Annotated in this window: 17 protein-coding genes; 13 read left to right on the top strand and 4 right to left on the bottom strand. The window is 64.1% G+C overall.

All coding sequences use genetic code 11. The annotated features are described in order from the left end of the window. Positions 1 to 227: 227 nt before the first annotated feature. The 4 genes from TBU01S_RS15695 to TBU01S_RS15680 are packed head-to-tail and all read right to left on the bottom strand — an operon-like array spanning position 228 to position 5,571. Positions 228 to 935, bottom strand: coding sequence for an IncC plasmid conjugative DNA transfer DtrJ family protein (locus tag TBU01S_RS15695; protein WP_068637811.1), 708 nt, complete (start codon positions 933 to 935; stop codon positions 228 to 230). Next, positions 925 to 3,027: a type IV conjugative transfer system coupling protein TraD gene (traD, locus tag TBU01S_RS15690; RefSeq protein ID WP_068637809.1), complete on the bottom strand. Its 2,103-nt coding sequence runs from the start codon at positions 3,025 to 3,027 to the stop codon at positions 925 to 927. The genes TBU01S_RS15695 and traD overlap by 11 nt, the downstream gene beginning before the upstream one ends. Further along, positions 3,011 to 5,113 (bottom strand): MobH family relaxase, encoded by a 2,103-nt coding sequence (mobH, locus tag TBU01S_RS15685; protein WP_068637807.1) that lies wholly within the window; start codon positions 5,111 to 5,113, stop codon positions 3,011 to 3,013. The genes traD and mobH overlap by 17 nt, the downstream gene beginning before the upstream one ends. After that, on the bottom strand, positions 5,110 to 5,571 hold the full coding sequence (locus tag TBU01S_RS15680) for a hypothetical protein (RefSeq protein WP_068637805.1): 462 nt from the start codon (positions 5,569 to 5,571) through the stop codon (positions 5,110 to 5,112). Before TBU01S_RS15680 ends, mobH begins: the two co-directional genes overlap by 4 nt. 456 nt (positions 5,572 to 6,027) lie before the next feature. Between TBU01S_RS15680 and TBU01S_RS15675 the strand changes: the two genes are divergently transcribed. From TBU01S_RS15675 to TBU01S_RS15615, 13 genes are read left to right on the top strand one after another with little or no spacing between them, the layout of a single operon-like run. Beyond that, positions 6,028 to 6,510, top strand: coding sequence for a lytic transglycosylase domain-containing protein (locus TBU01S_RS15675; protein WP_217999638.1), 483 nt, complete (start codon positions 6,028 to 6,030; stop codon positions 6,508 to 6,510). Beyond that, positions 6,507 to 7,148, top strand: coding sequence for an OmpA family protein (locus TBU01S_RS15670; RefSeq protein WP_068637803.1), 642 nt, complete (start codon positions 6,507 to 6,509; stop codon positions 7,146 to 7,148). The genes TBU01S_RS15675 and TBU01S_RS15670 overlap by 4 nt, the downstream gene beginning before the upstream one ends. Then, entirely contained in the window at positions 7,145 to 7,441 is a 297-nt protein-coding gene (locus TBU01S_RS15665; RefSeq protein WP_068637801.1) for a hypothetical protein, read from the top strand. The genes TBU01S_RS15670 and TBU01S_RS15665 overlap by 4 nt, the downstream gene beginning before the upstream one ends. Further along, the gene (locus TBU01S_RS15660; protein WP_068637799.1) at positions 7,438 to 7,779 is read left to right on the top strand and encodes a hypothetical protein; all 342 of its coding nucleotides are present in this window, start codon (positions 7,438 to 7,440) and stop codon (positions 7,777 to 7,779) included. The genes TBU01S_RS15665 and TBU01S_RS15660 overlap by 4 nt, the downstream gene beginning before the upstream one ends. A 16-nt stretch (positions 7,780 to 7,795) precedes the next feature. Next, entirely contained in the window at positions 7,796 to 8,101 is a 306-nt protein-coding gene (gene traL / locus TBU01S_RS15655; protein WP_068637797.1) for a type IV conjugative transfer system protein TraL, read from the top strand. A gap of 16 nt (positions 8,102 to 8,117) precedes the next feature. Next, positions 8,118 to 8,705, top strand: coding sequence for a type IV conjugative transfer system protein TraE (traE, locus tag TBU01S_RS15650; RefSeq protein WP_068637795.1), 588 nt, complete (start codon positions 8,118 to 8,120; stop codon positions 8,703 to 8,705). After that, the gene (locus TBU01S_RS15645) at positions 8,671 to 9,432 is read left to right on the top strand and encodes a type-F conjugative transfer system secretin TraK (protein ID WP_068637793.1); all 762 of its coding nucleotides are present in this window, start codon (positions 8,671 to 8,673) and stop codon (positions 9,430 to 9,432) included. Before traE ends, TBU01S_RS15645 begins: the two co-directional genes overlap by 35 nt. Continuing rightward, positions 9,432 to 10,787 (top strand): TraB/TrbI/VirB10 family type IV secretion system protein, encoded by a 1,356-nt coding sequence (locus TBU01S_RS15640; protein ID WP_083953651.1) that lies wholly within the window; start codon positions 9,432 to 9,434, stop codon positions 10,785 to 10,787. The genes TBU01S_RS15645 and TBU01S_RS15640 overlap by 1 nt, the downstream gene beginning before the upstream one ends. Continuing rightward, positions 10,777 to 11,538, top strand: coding sequence for a DsbC family protein (locus TBU01S_RS15635; RefSeq protein WP_068637789.1), 762 nt, complete (start codon positions 10,777 to 10,779; stop codon positions 11,536 to 11,538). Before TBU01S_RS15640 ends, TBU01S_RS15635 begins: the two co-directional genes overlap by 11 nt. Then, complete coding sequence (locus TBU01S_RS15630) at positions 11,535 to 12,116, top strand: TraV family lipoprotein (RefSeq protein WP_068637788.1); 582 nt, start codon at positions 11,535 to 11,537, stop codon at positions 12,114 to 12,116. Before TBU01S_RS15635 ends, TBU01S_RS15630 begins: the two co-directional genes overlap by 4 nt. Next, on the top strand, positions 12,082 to 14,703 hold the full coding sequence (gene traC / locus TBU01S_RS15625) for a type IV secretion system protein TraC (RefSeq protein WP_068637786.1): 2,622 nt from the start codon (positions 12,082 to 12,084) through the stop codon (positions 14,701 to 14,703). The genes TBU01S_RS15630 and traC overlap by 35 nt, the downstream gene beginning before the upstream one ends. Next, positions 14,700 to 15,092, top strand: coding sequence for a hypothetical protein (locus TBU01S_RS15620; protein WP_068637783.1), 393 nt, complete (start codon positions 14,700 to 14,702; stop codon positions 15,090 to 15,092). Before traC ends, TBU01S_RS15620 begins: the two co-directional genes overlap by 4 nt. After that, positions 15,089 to 15,607 (top strand): S26 family signal peptidase, encoded by a 519-nt coding sequence (locus tag TBU01S_RS15615; RefSeq protein WP_068637781.1) that lies wholly within the window; start codon positions 15,089 to 15,091, stop codon positions 15,605 to 15,607. The genes TBU01S_RS15620 and TBU01S_RS15615 overlap by 4 nt, the downstream gene beginning before the upstream one ends. Positions 15,608 to 15,610 lie beyond the last annotated feature (3 nt).

Raw genomic sequence — 15,610 nt, 5'->3', positions numbered from 1 at the left:
GAGGTGGCATTCATGACGCCGTTCACGCTGGAGTACTGAATTGGGCAGGAACTGCACGAGTAGCCGCCTGAAACCGCGATAATTTGCATTATCGTTAAGCTGGCTTCGGCCGTCGGCTACCATGCCTCGGTACTCGGTGAAGGGGGTGTGTCCTGGACTCCCGTTGCAGGAGACCTACCCGCGCACGGCGACATGATGGCCTGTAACATATTCCCCTGTCAAACCGTTCAGATGTATTTCTTGTAATACATCAACTGGATGCGCAGCAAGATCCCTCCGAGCAGGGCTAGAAAGAGCCCCAACTGCCACAATTCGATGGCCATCGGGGACCAGAACCAGACGACCAGGGCGATCGTGGTGGCTGACACGTTGGAGTATTTCGCCCGGTGATAGATGGTCGAAGATTCAAGACCTCCACCAGCGCGGCGCTTCCAGCGAGCGACTGCACCATCGACCAGGCCGATTGACCAGGCGAACAACAGTGTGGGGAACAGGCTCGGGAGTAGGGCGGCTCGAGCGGCCAGCAGCTGAGTCCCGAGCATCATGGACTGCCAATGAGGCTGCGCCACCGCAGCATCGACGCCGCGGCGGACAGCACGGTCCAATTCGGTGAAATCGCTCGGTGTTGCGATCATGCTCCGGTCGAGCCCGGTCTTCACGTAGAGGATGTCGTAGGCACCCAGTGCCCAGCGCATCGCCCGCTCGCTGGGGGATCCAAGGATGTGGGGCAAGGTCTCGTCGGCCATCGTCACTTCAGTGACGAGCACCTGGCGCAGCCTCTCCATCCGGGCTGGATCCGACCCCGTGTACGCCAGGTCGATCAACATTCGGCCGGCGACTGCGACGAGAAGTGCCAGGCCGAGGAACAATACGGTCCTGAAGGGTGACCAGATTGCTTTCTTGACGCCGTCCTCGAGTTTCGTTTCACCAGCCACTGCCAGCCCCCTCCACGGCGACGCGCTGGCTCAGCGCGTGATGAACATGCTGACGCCCCCGTTGCACCTCCCGCAGCTCGCTTACCAGTTCGGCGACGCTCTCCGGCATGCAGTCGTCGCCAGTGTCATCGGCAAGCGGAATGCGGATCTTCCATAGCTCTCCGCCGTTCAGCAGGGCAAACGCCTGCCCCTTGGGCAGCTTCATGATGTCCGCAGGACGGAGCATCGGGACGTCTTTGGGCGTCAGTCGATCACCGTTTCGGCTTGCGAAGTCTGCGAACTCGGTCGGATCACTTGTATCGCTGGCCATCGAGTCCGTGATGGTTGTCATCACGCTCACCTCGGGGAGCCGGTTCGTCAGCATTTCGGCCGTCTCTACGTTTTGCACACGCAACATCACCAGCGAATTGAAGTTGCCGGCGATCTGCTCCGCCTTCGGCTTGGAGCCGATCCGCGCTTCGACATCGTGCCAGGTTTGTGTGTAGGCTGTGACCTGGTAGCCGGCTCCGCCCGCTTTGTTCACCATGGGAATGAAGGAGTTGCCGACCAGTTCGTTGAACTCGTCGCCATGCAGGGCCAGCTTGCGCGGAGGCATCGCCTCGGCCTGCCCGACGTCGGCGCCGTGCTTGTAGATTGTTCCAGCCACACTGGTCAGATCGGAGAACATGGAGCCGCCGATCGTTGATGCCACTTCGTGGTCGGAGAGCGAGTCCAGCCCAACATAGGCGATACCGCCCTCGTTGATGAGCTGCAGCCAATCGAGAATTGGGCGCGGATCGTCGAGATCAGTGTAATCCGGTGCGATCAGCCCGGCCGTCTTGCCCGTGGTGAGCTTTTCCATGAGCGGATAGAGGCTCGACACCAGCTTTTCGAAGTAGGTGCGGTCGTTGCCGAGCACGCTCATCAATGCCTCGGCGACGGGTTCGCGCAGCTGCTTCTCGCGCACGTACAGCATCAGGCAGACCGTGCGCAGCGAGCGCCCGGTCTTGCGCGCCTGGTCGGCCTTGACCTTGTCCTTGCCATCCACGGATTCATCGAAGTCGAACTCGTCGCGCCAGGCCGGGGAGACTTGATCGAGCCAGTGCTCGATGTAGCGCACCGCCAGAGATTCCGTGTCGACGGCGTAGGCGTAGAGCTTTGTCATGTCGGGCCGCTCCCCGAGTGCGAACATGGCCTTGGCCAGCACGTTGATGAACCGCCAGACGAATTCCTTGAACGCCGCGGAATTACCCTCGTCCGGCAGTGGATCGCTGGTTCGGGTCGCGACCTCGGTGATGCGCTCGAACGAGCCGACCGGGTTGTAGCGCACGGAGATGTCCGGAAAACCCAGATGAAAAATGTAGAAGTGGCCGAGCCGGCCGGCGCGCTTGGCTTCGGCGTACATGCGCTTGAGCAGTGCCAGATCGCCCTTGGGATCGAAAACCACCACAATGTCGCCCCGGCGGATGTCCTGTGTAACGAGGATCTCTTCGAAGCGCGTCTTGCCGACGCGTGTGGTACCAAGGACGATCATGTGGCCGACCCGGTTCGAGATGGCCAGCATCACGTCCTCTTCATCGGGTTCGACCCCATGCAGGCAAGGGTCGCCGCCGACGTCGGGCAAGGGCTTCACCGGATTCCACTTGCTGTCGCTGCGCGTATAGGCGATGTACTTCGCCCAGCCTGGGCGGTGTTCGGCCCAGACCTCGAACGCCCGTGCCTTGTGATACAGCTTCGACTGCTCGACATACTTTCGGGCACTGGGCTCACGACTGTCGTAAAGCCGCTGGGTGTGGCGCTGATCCCACCGGAAGCCGCGGCCCAGGAACAGGTTCTCGCGCGACCACTGGATTTCATCTGGACGCAGCACATAGCGTGCGAGGGTGCGCAAGTTGCGCTGATAGCGCACGACACGCAGGCCCTGAACCAGCCGTAGCAAGGCCAGCGTCAACAGGACGAAAGCGATCGGCATCGCCCATTGCCGGGGCATGAGGATCAAGCCATGGTTTCCGGCATGGGAGTCGATTGCCAGCGCCAGCGCAGCCACGGTAAAGCCGGCGGTCGAAACCCACTCATACGGAGGGCGGAGAAGGGCTTCAAGACGATATGCCATCGCGTTCCTTCTTGGACGAGGAGAGGCTGCCGGCAGCTGGACCGTTCCACAGCACCAAGCGGTCATTGGGGGGTGGAACCGGGTCGAAGAAGCGCTCAGGCTCGAGAATCAGGAAGCCGTTGAGCAGATTTCCGCCCTTCTCGCCGCTCCGCATGACTTGATACGGCCAGATGTTCTTGCCGGATGGGCCTTTGATGTGCCAGCCCGAGTTCGAGAAGACACGCTGCGTCGCTTGACCAGGCGCGTCGCTTTCGCGCTTGCCACGCTCGGGCTCTGTGGAGGCGTATTGCCGAAAAATCGATGGGTTTACGAGCAGTACGCCAACTTTTTCGCCATATTTGACGAAGTGGACCATGGCGCCGGTCGTGTTGTACGGCAGGGAGCCATCCGCGACGCCGTGCTGAACCCAGGCCATGAACGCGACTGCGCCAGAGGACGGTGCTCCTTTTGCCGGCTTGCCAGGCGGCAAGGCGATGGCTGGTGAGACTGGCTTGAGTGTGTCTGATGAGGGGTCCTTCGGCGCCGACCTGCGAGCAATGGGGGGCGGTACGGAGGATGCCGCGTCGTCCTCGTCAAGAAAGCTCTGCGTGGACTTGGGGGGGCTGGGCGGAGGAGGTGCGGCAGGCGGTGCTGTACTGACGGGTGTCTGGACTGGCGCAGATTCGGACTCCGTGGCTGGCTTGGGAGCGACCGTGTCAGCAACTGGCTCATCACCAGGCGATGATGATGAAGCTGGCTCAGCGCCTTCACCGCTTGGTACTGTTTCAGAGGCAGGATCTGCCGATCCGGGAACTGCTCCAGTGATCGCGACGATTCGGCCAGGCATCGGCTGCGGCAGGTGTTCCGCTCGAAACAGCAGCTCGACCGGAAACCGCAGCATGGCGGGCAGCTCGTAGCCGGCATTGCTGATCTGCGGCTCGAACTCGACGCGGCCGGCCCAGATTGCCCGTCCGGTGGCAGGGTTGGTCAGGCAGGCGCCGTAGTCTTGCCAGGCATCGAAGAATCGATCGTTCTTGTCGGGGCCGGGCACGGCCGCTGCCGATTCGTGCGCGATCAGGTAGTCGCGCACGGCATTCGCCAGGCGGGCTGCCGCAAACCATACTTCCCCCTCGTAGACGTAACCCACTGCACCAGGCCGGTTCAACGGAAGATGCGAGCCCTCGGCCAGCATGCGGCGCAATGTGCTCATCAGCCGCTCGATGAGCGGGACTGCACGAGCGGATGCGAACCGCGTGCGTGGCCCGCTACGCAGGTTCGTCGATACGCTCTTGGCTTCGCCGCGCTTGACCAGGTCCGCAAGCGCACCAGGTTTGCCCGAGGCCTCGCCGGAAAGGTAGTCGATCAGTTCGCGCATCAGCTGGCCGTCTTCGGCCATCCACGCCATGGTTTTCGCCGGCACCAGGCGCTGCATCAGCAACGCGCCGAGCCGCTGATGCGACTGGTAGTCGCGTTCGCCCGGCGGGGGAAAGTCGACGGCATACGCGCGTGCACCGGCATCGAGCATCGAACCGGCCATTGCATTCCAGAGCACGCCATCCAGGCCAGGCCCATACAGGCGGATCCGCACGTCCGAGACAGGCTTGCCGATGTCGTGGAGGAGGGCGGCAATGACCAGGCCCACGGTCCAGCGGTGTTTGAGCTGGCTCACATCGTCTGCCTGCCGGCCGGGCGGCAGGATCACACCACGGCGCAACTGGACGGCCGCTTCCACGGTCTCGCACAGGTGGACGAAGAGCCCGCCCGGGTTTGCATGGTGATGGGACTCAGATGCCGGCAACAACTGCACCAGTTCAGCAACATGGTCGAAGACGGGCAGTACATGCCCGTCCCAGGTAGCGGGATTCAGCGCGCTCGCAGCCCGCGTGCGCGTCAAAATGCCATCGACACCAGTCGTCTGCACCAGCTCCTTGAATGTTTGTACAGGCAGCGTTGCTTCAGGCGCCTTGAACTTGTCTACTGGCTCAGTGGCGTGGGCGGGAGGAGGGGCGGGTTGCGACGGTTGCCGGTGTTGTAGCCACAGCCAGGCGCCTGCACCAATACCCGCAACAAGCAGCCCGACACCGGCAACCGTCTCGACCTGGATCATTGTTTGCGCTTTTGCAGGGCGCGCAGCAAGTGGCGCACCGTCGCCTCGGGCGACACTTGCGGGCTGGCGCTGCGGTATCCCGCCGGATCATACGAACGGTCGGCACAGAATGCCCGCAGGCTGCTTGAGGCCGGATCCCAGGGCTCGGCCTCGTCGATCGACGGGCGGTGCCCTGCAGGAGTGCGCAGGATGCGGTAGTTGAGGAAATCGAGCCCGGAAAGCAGGGTTGCGAACTCGAGGTCGTTCGGGCGCGCAGCCATGGACGCCATCGAACGCAGCAACGCGATCACCGCAGCGCGCGGTCCGTCCCGCTCGTCGTCGACGACGTGATCGAGCGCTTCGTACTCCCTGATCCAGTCTTCTAAGGTGTCGCGCCAATGCCCGAGCGCGCACGTGAGCAACAGTGCGTGTAGTCGACGGGCCTGTCTCTGCTGCCGGGTGTCGGGATTCGGGTCCATGCGCCGAATCCTAGCGGTCACCCCCTTTGAAAAACCGGACAAAGATTTGTACGGATTGTTTGAAGGGTCGACGTGTATAATCTTGCGCCCCTTTTTTGGCGCAGCCGACCGTTTCCGTAAGCCATTGATTTTTAAGGGAGTGACCTTTCCCCGTAAAGCCCTTCAAGGGCCATTTCGGCTTCGCGGAACGGGGTTTAAGTGACGCGAAGCCGCCCTTTTTGGGTAGCGCCTTTATCCATTGCCCTCAGGCCATTTGCACGCCGTTTTTATAACGCATTGTTTTTGCTGCGTTATTCGAGAATAAAAAGCGATAGGCCCACAGGTTCAAAATCATACCAGATGCACCCCCTGAAAAACCGTACAAATCTTTGTCCGGTTTTTCAGGGGGTCGGGCAAGTAGGCTGGCCTCGTCTGCAACCTGTGACGAGAACCTGCATGCGAACCAGCCGAGCCGCCGTGACCATCACGCTTGCACTTGCCCTGGGCATATCCAGCGCGACTGCTGCAGTGCCGCCGGCGTACCAAGCCTGCTTCGAGCAGGCCGCACAACGCTACGGCCTGCATGCACTCGAGTTGGCAGCCCATGCCTGCGTCGAGTCGAGCATGCGCGCCGATGCGATCAATGATCGGCATGTGGCCCGCACGGGCAGCGTCGATCTCGGGCTCATGCAGATCAATTCCCGCTGGCTGCCCAAACTCGAGCCGCAGGGCATCACGCGCGACAGGCTGTTGACCGACGCGTGCACGAACATCGAAGTCGGGGCGGGCATCCTCGCCGACCTCAAAAAGCGCCACGGCGATAGCTGGAATGCCACCGGAGCCTATAACGCCGCCTGCACCCAATTGAAGGGCGAAGCCTGCGAGCGTGCCCGCGCAACGTATGCCTGGAAAGTGTACGGCGCCATGCAGGCGTTGGCACGTCGCGGAGCATGCTCATGATGCCGGGCCGGCTGTTCGGGCTGTTTGCCCTGATCCTCGCATCGGCGCTGTCCGCATGCGCGACGACGGTGCCATCGGAAGAGGGCGAACGCCGGTTTCTGCCGGCCGGGCACACCCAGATCGTGCCGGTTTGGACTGGACCAGGCTGGCAGCTCTGCACGACTGGCTGCGATCTCGCGGTCACGCCGAAGACGCCCATCGTCGCGCGTGCCAGCGCACTTCCTGATCCGGCAGCGCTTGAAAACGCTGAGCCTGCCGGGCAGTTCGAGGTCGTTTCCGAGTACACGGTTGTCTCGGCCCATTTCGCAATGGGCAGCGCCGTCCTGCGAGATCCAGGCAGCCTGGAGCAGATCGTCACACCGATCCGGGCATTGCTCGAATCCAGCCGGAACATCGAGATCGACGTTCTCGGCTACACCGATGCCACAGGCCCCGCGAGCGTCAATGCACGACTGGCTCAGGCTCGGGCCGATACCGTCGCTGCTCGCCTACGCGCCGGCCTGCCGGCCGATCGCGTCACAGTGCAGGCGGTCGGCCATCCCCAATGCTGCTACATCGCCGACAACGCTTCCGCAGGCGGTCGTGCGCAGAACCGCCGCGTCACCGTGACCGTGCGTGCCGAGGGAGCCGGGGCATGAGCCGCAAGCACACCCCTGGGCACAAGGCAGTGCTCGTCTCCGAAGAGGCGTTCGAGATTCTGAAATCGATCCAGCGTTGCCAGCCGGGCGAGCAGCTGGCGGTGACCTTCGATCTGAAGGACGCCGTCAGCGCCGTCGTCCTGGAGGCTGCAACGGCCATACCGAATCTACGCGAACGCGCACGCCAGCGCGCGTTCGCCGTCATGCACGGCCTACTGACATCCGACCAATCCGACCCGCCAGGTGTTTACCCGGTAAACACCCACCAAAACTCTCAGGAGAAATCCCAATGACTCTCACTGCAACCCGTTTCCCGGCTTGGCTCACCCGTCGCAACGCCTTCGTCACGCTGTCGATGCTCGTCGTCACGTTCGCCATCGCCAGCGTGGCACAGGCCGTCGATCTCACCGCGCTCGATGCGATCGGTGGCCCGCTCGCCACCGCGCTGACCCAGCTCTCCAACTTGACGCCGGGCATGAAGGCGCTGGTCGGCTTCCTGGCATTTGCCGTGGCCTTCGTGTCCCTGGCGGCGCTGCGCAACATGGGTCCGATCATGCTGTACATCGGCGTCGCGATCTTCGGCGCGGTCGGTCTGGCCATCGGTGGCGCGATTCTCGGCGCGACCATCTGAAGCAGGCAGGTACGCAATGGACCAGAACGGCGAATCCCGCGTCCTGCGACGCTGCGACGACCCCTGGAAGCTGGGGCTGTGGGAACTGGATGTCGCGCTGCCGTTTTCGATGTGCCTCATGTTCGGACTCATGAAGGGTTCGGCCATCTCGATGGGCGTATCCGTCCTGGTCGGCTGGTTCATTGCGTACCGCGTCACAAGGATCAAGACGCGCGGGCACCCGCGCCATTTCCGTCACCTTCTCTACTGGATCATGCCGGAACTCGTCGGGTTCTCGCCGAAGGGTTTCCCGCCCTCCGCGCAGTACGAGATGGTCGGCTGACTGCCCCAGGAACACCATGGACGCCAACCGCTACGAGCACGATCTCGACGACGTCAAATCGTCGTTGAAGCGACAACAGTGGACCACGCTCGGGACGATCCTCGCCCTGATCCTCACGATTTTCAACAGCTACCTGCAGTTCGGGCGGGAACGCACCATCGTCGTACCGCCGACGGTCGAGCGCTCGTTCTGGATCGAGGGCGGCACCGTGTCAACGGAATACCTCGAACAAATGTCGCTGTGGGTGGCCTCGCTCGTGCTGGACGTGACGCCCAGCAATGTCGCCTACAAGAACGAGCTGCTGCTGCAGTTCGTCGCGCCATCGGCTCACGGCACGCTGAAAGAGGCGGGCGAGCTGGCCGCCGTGCGCCTGAAGCGCGACAACGCATCGACACAGTTCGATCTCGAGACGATGCGTACCGACACGAAGCGGCTGGCCGCGCTGATGAGCGGAAAGCTCGAGACGTACATCAACGGCCAGCGCGTCTCCTCGATCACCCGGCACTACCTGGTGGCCTATCGCATCGCGTCCGGACGCGCCTACATCACTGCATTCAAAGAGGTTCCCCATGGCGATCTCAACGCCGCGCTCGCGGAGCTTTAAGCCGATCGTCCTCGCGTTTGCAGCCGCCTTCGCGTGGCCGCTGCACGCAGGCGCGGCGGTCGATCTGACCCTGGCCGATGGCGAGTCGGCCGCGGTCAGGATCTCGATCAAGGATCCCACGCGGCTTCGCGTCGAGGGCGCACAGATCATCGACCTCGTCGGTGCCGAAGTTCACTCCGAGGAAAACCCGCTCGGCCGGCTGAAGGTCAGCTCGAACGAGCGGGGCGACGTCTTCGTGCAGCCCACCGATCCGGCGATGCCGGCGACCTCGCTCTTCGTCAGCACCGCCAACGCCACCTATACGCTCGTGCTGGCACCCGCCGGAATTCCGGCCGACACGATCCGGATCACCCCCAGCATCGGGTCGGCCGGAATTCCGGCTGTTGCCGCCGAAAACACGCGCCTTCCCAACCACGAGAAGGCGCTGGTGATGCTCATGCGCGCGATCGCCGCGGACGAGGTGCCGCCGTACATCCAGGTGCATGAGCGAAACGTCCCGGTCGCCTTGTGGGAGCAGACCGATTTCACGCTCATCCGTGAGTACCGTGGCCATCCCCGCTGGCGTCTCGAGGCCTACCTGCTCACCAACCGTTCATCGGAGCGCCTGGTGATCGACGAGCGCGAATTCGTGCGGCGTGGCGTGGTTGCCGTCGGGCTGGAGCAGGCCGTGCTGGCGCCCGGACAGAGCGCTGTCGTGCGCATCGCCTATAACGACGAGGTGCTCTGATGGCATTCGGACGTAGAGGTGGCCCGAAGGGCACTCGCATTCCAGGGCTCAAATCCGGCAAGGGCAAGCAGTACGCCATTCTCGCCGGCGTGCTCCTCGCAATCTATGGCGGGATGTACCTCATCTTCGCCACCAGTAGCAACGAGCCGACGCCGACGGTCACCAGCAACGCCGACATCGCAACGACGCACATCCGTGCCGCAGGCGAGCAGGTCGATCCACGCGACGCATGGGTCGGTGGCGCCGGCAAGGAAGTGGCCGAGATGCGTCAGCGCGTAACGAAGCAAGATCAATCGCTCGAAGCGCTGAATCGTCGCTTCGCGGAGCTCCAGAAACAGATCTCCGATCAGCGGACACCGCCCCCGGCGCCAGCTGTCTCAGCACCGAAACCCGAACCGGTCGCTGCAACAACACCCGAGCCGGCCGTAGAGTCGGCTGCCACGCCTTCACCGTCGACCTTCCCTCCGGCGACGCCAGGGCGCGCCGCTGGGGCGCTGTCCGAAGGTGGTCCGCTGCCCAACTGGCTGGGTGCTCGGGGGACGCCTGCACAAGCGGCACCTCAAGCCACACCACCGACCCGTGCCCTGGGTCAATTCCGTGTTCGCCTACCAGAAGCGGCAGCTGCAGCTGCCGCGGATGCGAAGCCGGCCACTGCAACCGCCTCCTTCAGACGTGATGATCGCCGCAGCGGCGAGACTTTCCTGCCCGTCGGCCTGGTCAAGGCCAGGCTGATCGGCGGAATCGACGCACCCACCGGCGGCCAGGCGCAGAACAACCCGCTGCCGGTCACTCTGCGCATTGCCGATCTGGCCATCCTGCCCAACCACTTCCGCGCCAATCTCAAGGGATGCCTCGCCGTCGGTGCAGCCTACGGCGAGCTCTCGGCCGAGCGGGCCTATGCCCGCATCGAACTGCTGTCGTGCATCCGGCACGACGGCCAGGTGCTCGAGACGCCGGTGCACGGCGTGATCTACGACGAGACCGGCAAGCTCGGGATGCGCGGCTATGTCCGCACCAAACAAGGCCAGGTACTCGCCAACGCGGCGCTGGCGGCCGTGGTCGGTGGTTTTGGTCGCGGCTTTGCCATGTCGGCAACAGAAACCAGCACCTCGGCACTCGGGACTGTCAGCAGCGCGAGTGGCAGTGACGCATTCAAGGCGGGGCTCGGGCAGGGATTCGGCCGTGCCTTCGACCGCATGGCCGACTACTACATCCGCCTTGCCGAACAACTGTTCCCTGTCATCGAGGTGCATGGCGGACGAGACGTCGACATCGTGTTCACAAAGGGGGTGCAGTTGCCGGTGCCGCTGCCCGATTCGAATCAACTGGCCCTGGGGTATTTCGATGAAGACTGATTCCGCGCTGCGCGCATTCGCCCTCGGTGCAGCCCTGGCGCTGGCGGGCAGCGCCCACGCCAGCGATTCCACCGCACAACTGCGTGCCCGGCTTGCCGAGGCCTATCCGGCGACACAGTTCGGAGAGGTGCGTCCCTCGGTGATCGACGGTCTGTACGAAGTCGAGCTGGGCCGCAATCTCGCCTACATCGAGCCCAGCGGCCGCTATTTCTTCTTCGGCCATATCTACGACATGCATGAACAGGTGGATCTGACGGCCGACCGCAAGACCGAGCATGCACGCAACAGCACCCGTGCCGATCTGGCGGTGCTGTCGCAGGCCGATACCTTCGTCATCCAGCCCGGTACGCCGATGGTGACGGTTTTCTCGGACCCGCTGTGCGGGTTCTGCAAGTCGCTCGAGAAGACGCTTGCCACAGTACCCGGCATTGGCATCCAGATCGCGATGCTGACCTGGCAGCCTGGCTCGGACGGCATTGCCCATCGCATCGGCTGCGCGCCCGATCCGGCGACGGCGTGGCGTGCCTGGATGCGCGAGGAGGCCGCGCCGGCACCCGTTGCGGGCCACTGCGATGAATCCGCACCGGCCCGCAACGAGGACATCGCCCGCCGGCTCGGCATAGCCGGAACACCGACGCTCGTCACCGACGACGGCCGCATGCAGGCCGGCGCAATCGAAGCCGGCGCCCTCACGGCGTGGCTGTCGCAACCGGCCACCGCCCTGTCCGACATGGAGACTCCGCAACAATGAAGCGTTTCATCTTGCTTGGTATCGCAGTCCTGGCCGGCCTGTCGGGTTGCGCAACCGACCTGACCGGTGTGGGTGGCAGCGATTCGCACAAATGTCCGATGCCTGAAGGCGGCGCCTGCCGCTCGATCATCGAGAACTACGCCGATGGCGACGGCCCGAGCGTGACGCGGGGCCGGCAGGGCGCTGGCGAGGAGGGCGAGGCACCGGTGCGTATCGTCACCCTGGCGCCAGGTTTCGGCGATGCGCTGGACGGCGCGCCGCTGATGACCACACCCCGTGTGCTGCGCGTCTATATCGCGCCCTGGCGCGACTCCGACGACAACCTGATGGATGGCAGGCGGGTCTACACCCGCATCGACGAAGGCAGATGGCGCATCGAGCACTTCGACGCCAGCGTGCGCCGCGAGGCGGGTGCGCAGCCCCGGCTGAAACCCCCGGCAGATCGGACCGTCGGCGCCGGCCAGGACGAGAGCTTCTTCGCCAGCATCCTTGGCGGCAGGCCCACCTCAGCTGCAGCACCGGCCGCGCCGGCGGCGCCGCGCCATGACTTCCCGAAGCTGGAAGGAGACGACTGGTGAGCCTGCAGGCGAAGCTCAGCACCCTTTTCTCGGGGAGTCGTTCGCCGAACGGCTGACGAGCCTGTTCGGCGCTGCGGAGGACTCGCATCTGGATGACGATCCCGAGGTCGGCCGGGATCCTGGCCGCTTTTCCAGCTGGCTCCCCTATCGCGCCTACGACCCGAAGGAGCAAACCTTCGTATTGGCCGACGGCGTGGGGTGCGTGATCGAATGCCTGCCGCAGTCCGGCGCTGATCTGGCCATGGCGGACATCCTGCGCGGCATCTACACCGCGCCGTGGCCCAAGGGTGCGAGCATCCAGTTCAACTTGTTCGGCACACCACACATCAAACCCATCCTGAAGCGGTATGCGGATCTGCGCATCGCGGACGAGGATCAGGCCGAGCAGACGGCCCACTGGGGCCGGCGAGCCCGCAACACCAACCTCTACCGCACCTTGGCGCGTCGCCGCGTCCAGCACTATCTGAAAGGGGCAGTGGATTCGATCGCGCCCACTGGCAACTACCTTCTGCGTGACTTTCGCCTGGTGGTGAGCCTGTACATGCCGTCGCGTTCCGGAGATACCGCCGCCGCTCATCGGCTGAACAACCTGCGCGCCAGCGTCGGCGCCACCCTGTCGGCAGCCGGGTTCCCGTCGCGCCAGTGGGATGCCGACGATCTGATCAACTGGTGCGCGGATTTCTGCAACCCGCACCGGCTGCACGATAGCGACGCACCGCGTCTGCATTACGACCCGTATCGGCAGATTCGCGATCAGATCGTCGACATCGATACCCGCCAACGGGCGACCGAGGGCGAGTTGCTGTTCCGCAAGCCGTCGCACAAGGAAGAGATCAGCGCACGCTTCTTCGTCGCGAAGAGCTACCCCGAGAAGGCGGCGCTCTGGCGCATGGGGGCACTCGTCGGCGATGCCCTGCAGAACACCCTGCAGTACCCGTGCCCATTCCTGATCACCATGGGCGTCCAGTTCATGGATCCGAGCGACGTCAAGGCCTCGACCACGGCGAACCAGCTGCGCGCGACGCAGAACGCGGAATCGTCCATGGCCAAGCTGATGCCCGATCTCGCCGAGAAAAAGCAGGACTGGGATCAGGCCTTGCAGGAGGTCAACGCGAGCGGCACGCTCGTCCGGCTGTTTCACTCCATCGGCGTGTTTCCGCGGCGCGGCGACGCGGATCGGGCCGGCACGATCGCAGAGGGCATCTGGCGCGACGCGGGATTCGCGCTGTCGAACATCACCTTCCTGCACCGGCCGGCGTTGATGACGGCGCTGCCGATGGGCTTCACGAAACCGATGCAGGACGCGCTCTACTCGCTCGGCATTTCGAGCACGAAGAGCATTCCGAACGCGACCAACCTGTCCCCGATGTTCTCCGAGTGGCGGGGCAGCCGTTCGCCTGTGATGCTCTTCGGTGGCCGGCGCGGCCAGGTCACGGGCTTCGATATTTTCGACAACACGGAAGGTAACTACAACTTTGCGATCGGCGGTTCTTCCGGGTCCGGCAAATCGGTCTTCCTGAACGAGATCGCATGGTCGTACCTGGGCACGGGCGCCAAGGTGTGGATGCTCGACCTCGGAAAATCGTTCGAGCGGCTGTGCCAAAAGGCCCACGGTCAGCACATTGAACTGGCCAGTGGTTGCGGGTTGAACGTCAACCCGTTCACCCACATCGTGGACTTCAACGACGACATGGCCATGCTGCAGGCGGTCGTCGCGAAAGCTGCGGCGCCCTACGGCCAGCTCGACCCATTCCAGTACGCGGCCATTGCCACCGCGCTTACGCGCTGCTGGAACGAGAAGGGCACCGCGATGACGATGACCGACGTGCGCGAGGTGTTCGTGCCCGGTCGCCTGAACCCCGGCGATCCCCACGACACGCGGCTGACCGATCTGGCGGTCATGCTCGCACCCTACGCCCGGGGAGGAGCCTACGCCGAGTTCTTCGATGGCCCATCCAATATCGACTTCGACCGCCAGTTGATCGTGATCGAGGTCGAGGCGCTCAAGCGCTCGCCGCAACTGCATCGCGTCGTGATGATGATCCTGCTGTTCCGGATCACATCCGAGATGTACTTCAACCGTGACATGATCAAGTTGCTGATCATCGACGAGCTCAAGCAGCAGCTTGGCACCGACGAGGACTCGGTGGTGTTGATCATCGTCGAGGAGGCTGCCCGCCGCGCCCGCAAATATGGCGGGGCACTTGGCACCGCGACGCAGATGCTCGACGACTACTATGCCTCACCGGCGTTGACCGCAGCATTCAACCTGTCGGACACCATCTTCATCCTGCGGCAGCGCAAGGAGGCGATCGATCTGTTGGCCAAGACCGGGCGGCTCTCGGTCGATGAGCACAAGAAGCGCTTGCTGCAGACCCTGCGAAAGGAAGATGGTGCCTACGCCGAGATCTATGCCTTCACGGCCATGGGCGAAGGCGTCCTGCGGTCGATCATCGATCCGGCGACGTTGCTGTTGTTCAGCAACCGCATCGAGGACAACGCCCCGCTCGACGAGAAAATGGCCCGCGGCCTGTCGATCGACGAGGCCATCGAGGAACTGCTGCAGGAACGCGGGGTGCTGTCATGAGCACATCGTCCACCAGGCCGGAGACGGGTGGCTTCAGCTCCATCGCGATGGTGGCGTTCTCGGTCGCGAATGCCTGGATCGCGATTGCCGCCTACCACTTCTGGATCGCTCCGCCACCGCGGCTCGGCGTGGTGGACGTCGCCTCGGTATACCGCGAGCAGGAAGCGGCATTCACCCGTATGGTCACCGGCGATCAGGTCACGGACCTCGACCGCCTCCGCGCACTCGACCGCGCAGAGGCCTTCGCCAAGCGCCTGCCGGTCGCGCTCGAGGCGCTGGCGGCCGAGTGCCGCTGCACCTTGGTTCCGGCCCACGCCGTCGCAGCCCGGCATCGGCTGACCGACTATACCGAGGCGCTGAGGACTTCGCTGGCGAAGGAGGGACCATGATCGCGTTCCTGAAGCGGCGGGCCGACGACTGCCTCTCACTCGCGCGGTGGCTGCTTCGCCGCTGGTACGTCACCGTGCCGGCGCTGTGCGCCTACGGCGTCGCGCAACACTACCTGTACGTCAATGTCACGCCTAGCCTGCCGCACACGCTGGTGTGGCTCGACTACGGCGCGGCCCCGCAGCGGGGTGACCTGGTCGTGTACCGCTATGCCGGCACGCCCTGGCCGGATTTCGGCTACGTCGACGGAGTGAGGTTCTTCAAGCGCATCGCGGGCCTGCCCGGCGACACCATCGCCGTGTCCGATCGAATCGTGTCCGTCAACGGCACGGAGATCGGCTTCGCCAAGCCGCGCACGCGCGCCGGTCATCCGCTCGAGGTCATCACCGCCGGTGTGATTCCGGACGGCCACTTCTTCGCCCAGGCCGACAGCCCCGACAGCTTCGATTCGCGCTATGCCAGTTCCGGCCTCGTGCCCCTGGCGCGGGTGGTCGGCGTGGCCCGACCCATCTTCTGAACT

This window comes from Thauera butanivorans NBRC 103042 (assembly GCF_001591165.1).
Taxonomy (GTDB): domain Bacteria; phylum Pseudomonadota; class Gammaproteobacteria; order Burkholderiales; family Rhodocyclaceae; genus Thauera; species Thauera butanivorans.
Note: the sequence above shows the minus strand (reverse complement) of the source record. Positions and strands in the feature narration are given on the sequence as shown.

Bases quoted from the DNA above. Each gene is read 5' to 3' on its own strand.
- TBU01S_RS15665 (WP_068637801.1), top strand. From the start codon at position 7,145: ATGAGCCGCAAGCACACCCCTGGGCACAAGGCAGTGCTCGTCTCCGAA.
- TBU01S_RS15645 (WP_068637793.1), top strand. From the start codon at position 8,671: ATGGCGATCTCAACGCCGCGCTCGCGGAGCTTTAAGCCGATCGTCCTC.
- TBU01S_RS15620 (WP_068637783.1), top strand. From the start codon at position 14,700: ATGAGCACATCGTCCACCAGGCCGGAGACGGGTGGCTTCAGCTCCATC.
- traD (WP_068637809.1), bottom strand. From the start codon at position 3,027: ATGGCATATCGTCTTGAAGCCCTTCTCCGCCCTCCGTATGAGTGGGTT.
- TBU01S_RS15635 (WP_068637789.1), top strand. From the start codon at position 10,777: ATGAAGACTGATTCCGCGCTGCGCGCATTCGCCCTCGGTGCAGCCCTG.
- TBU01S_RS15615 (WP_068637781.1), top strand. From the start codon at position 15,089: ATGATCGCGTTCCTGAAGCGGCGGGCCGACGACTGCCTCTCACTCGCG.
- TBU01S_RS15640 (WP_083953651.1), top strand. From the start codon at position 9,432: ATGGCATTCGGACGTAGAGGTGGCCCGAAGGGCACTCGCATTCCAGGG.
- TBU01S_RS15630 (WP_068637788.1), top strand. From the start codon at position 11,535: ATGAAGCGTTTCATCTTGCTTGGTATCGCAGTCCTGGCCGGCCTGTCG.
- traC (WP_068637786.1), top strand. From the start codon at position 12,082: ATGACTTCCCGAAGCTGGAAGGAGACGACTGGTGAGCCTGCAGGCGAA.
- TBU01S_RS15660 (WP_068637799.1), top strand. From the start codon at position 7,438: ATGACTCTCACTGCAACCCGTTTCCCGGCTTGGCTCACCCGTCGCAAC.
- traL (WP_068637797.1), top strand. From the start codon at position 7,796: ATGGACCAGAACGGCGAATCCCGCGTCCTGCGACGCTGCGACGACCCC.
- TBU01S_RS15680 (WP_068637805.1), bottom strand. From the start codon at position 5,571: ATGGACCCGAATCCCGACACCCGGCAGCAGAGACAGGCCCGTCGACTA.
- traE (WP_068637795.1), top strand. From the start codon at position 8,118: ATGGACGCCAACCGCTACGAGCACGATCTCGACGACGTCAAATCGTCG.
- TBU01S_RS15670 (WP_068637803.1), top strand. From the start codon at position 6,507: ATGATGCCGGGCCGGCTGTTCGGGCTGTTTGCCCTGATCCTCGCATCG.
- mobH (WP_068637807.1), bottom strand. From the start codon at position 5,113: ATGATCCAGGTCGAGACGGTTGCCGGTGTCGGGCTGCTTGTTGCGGGT.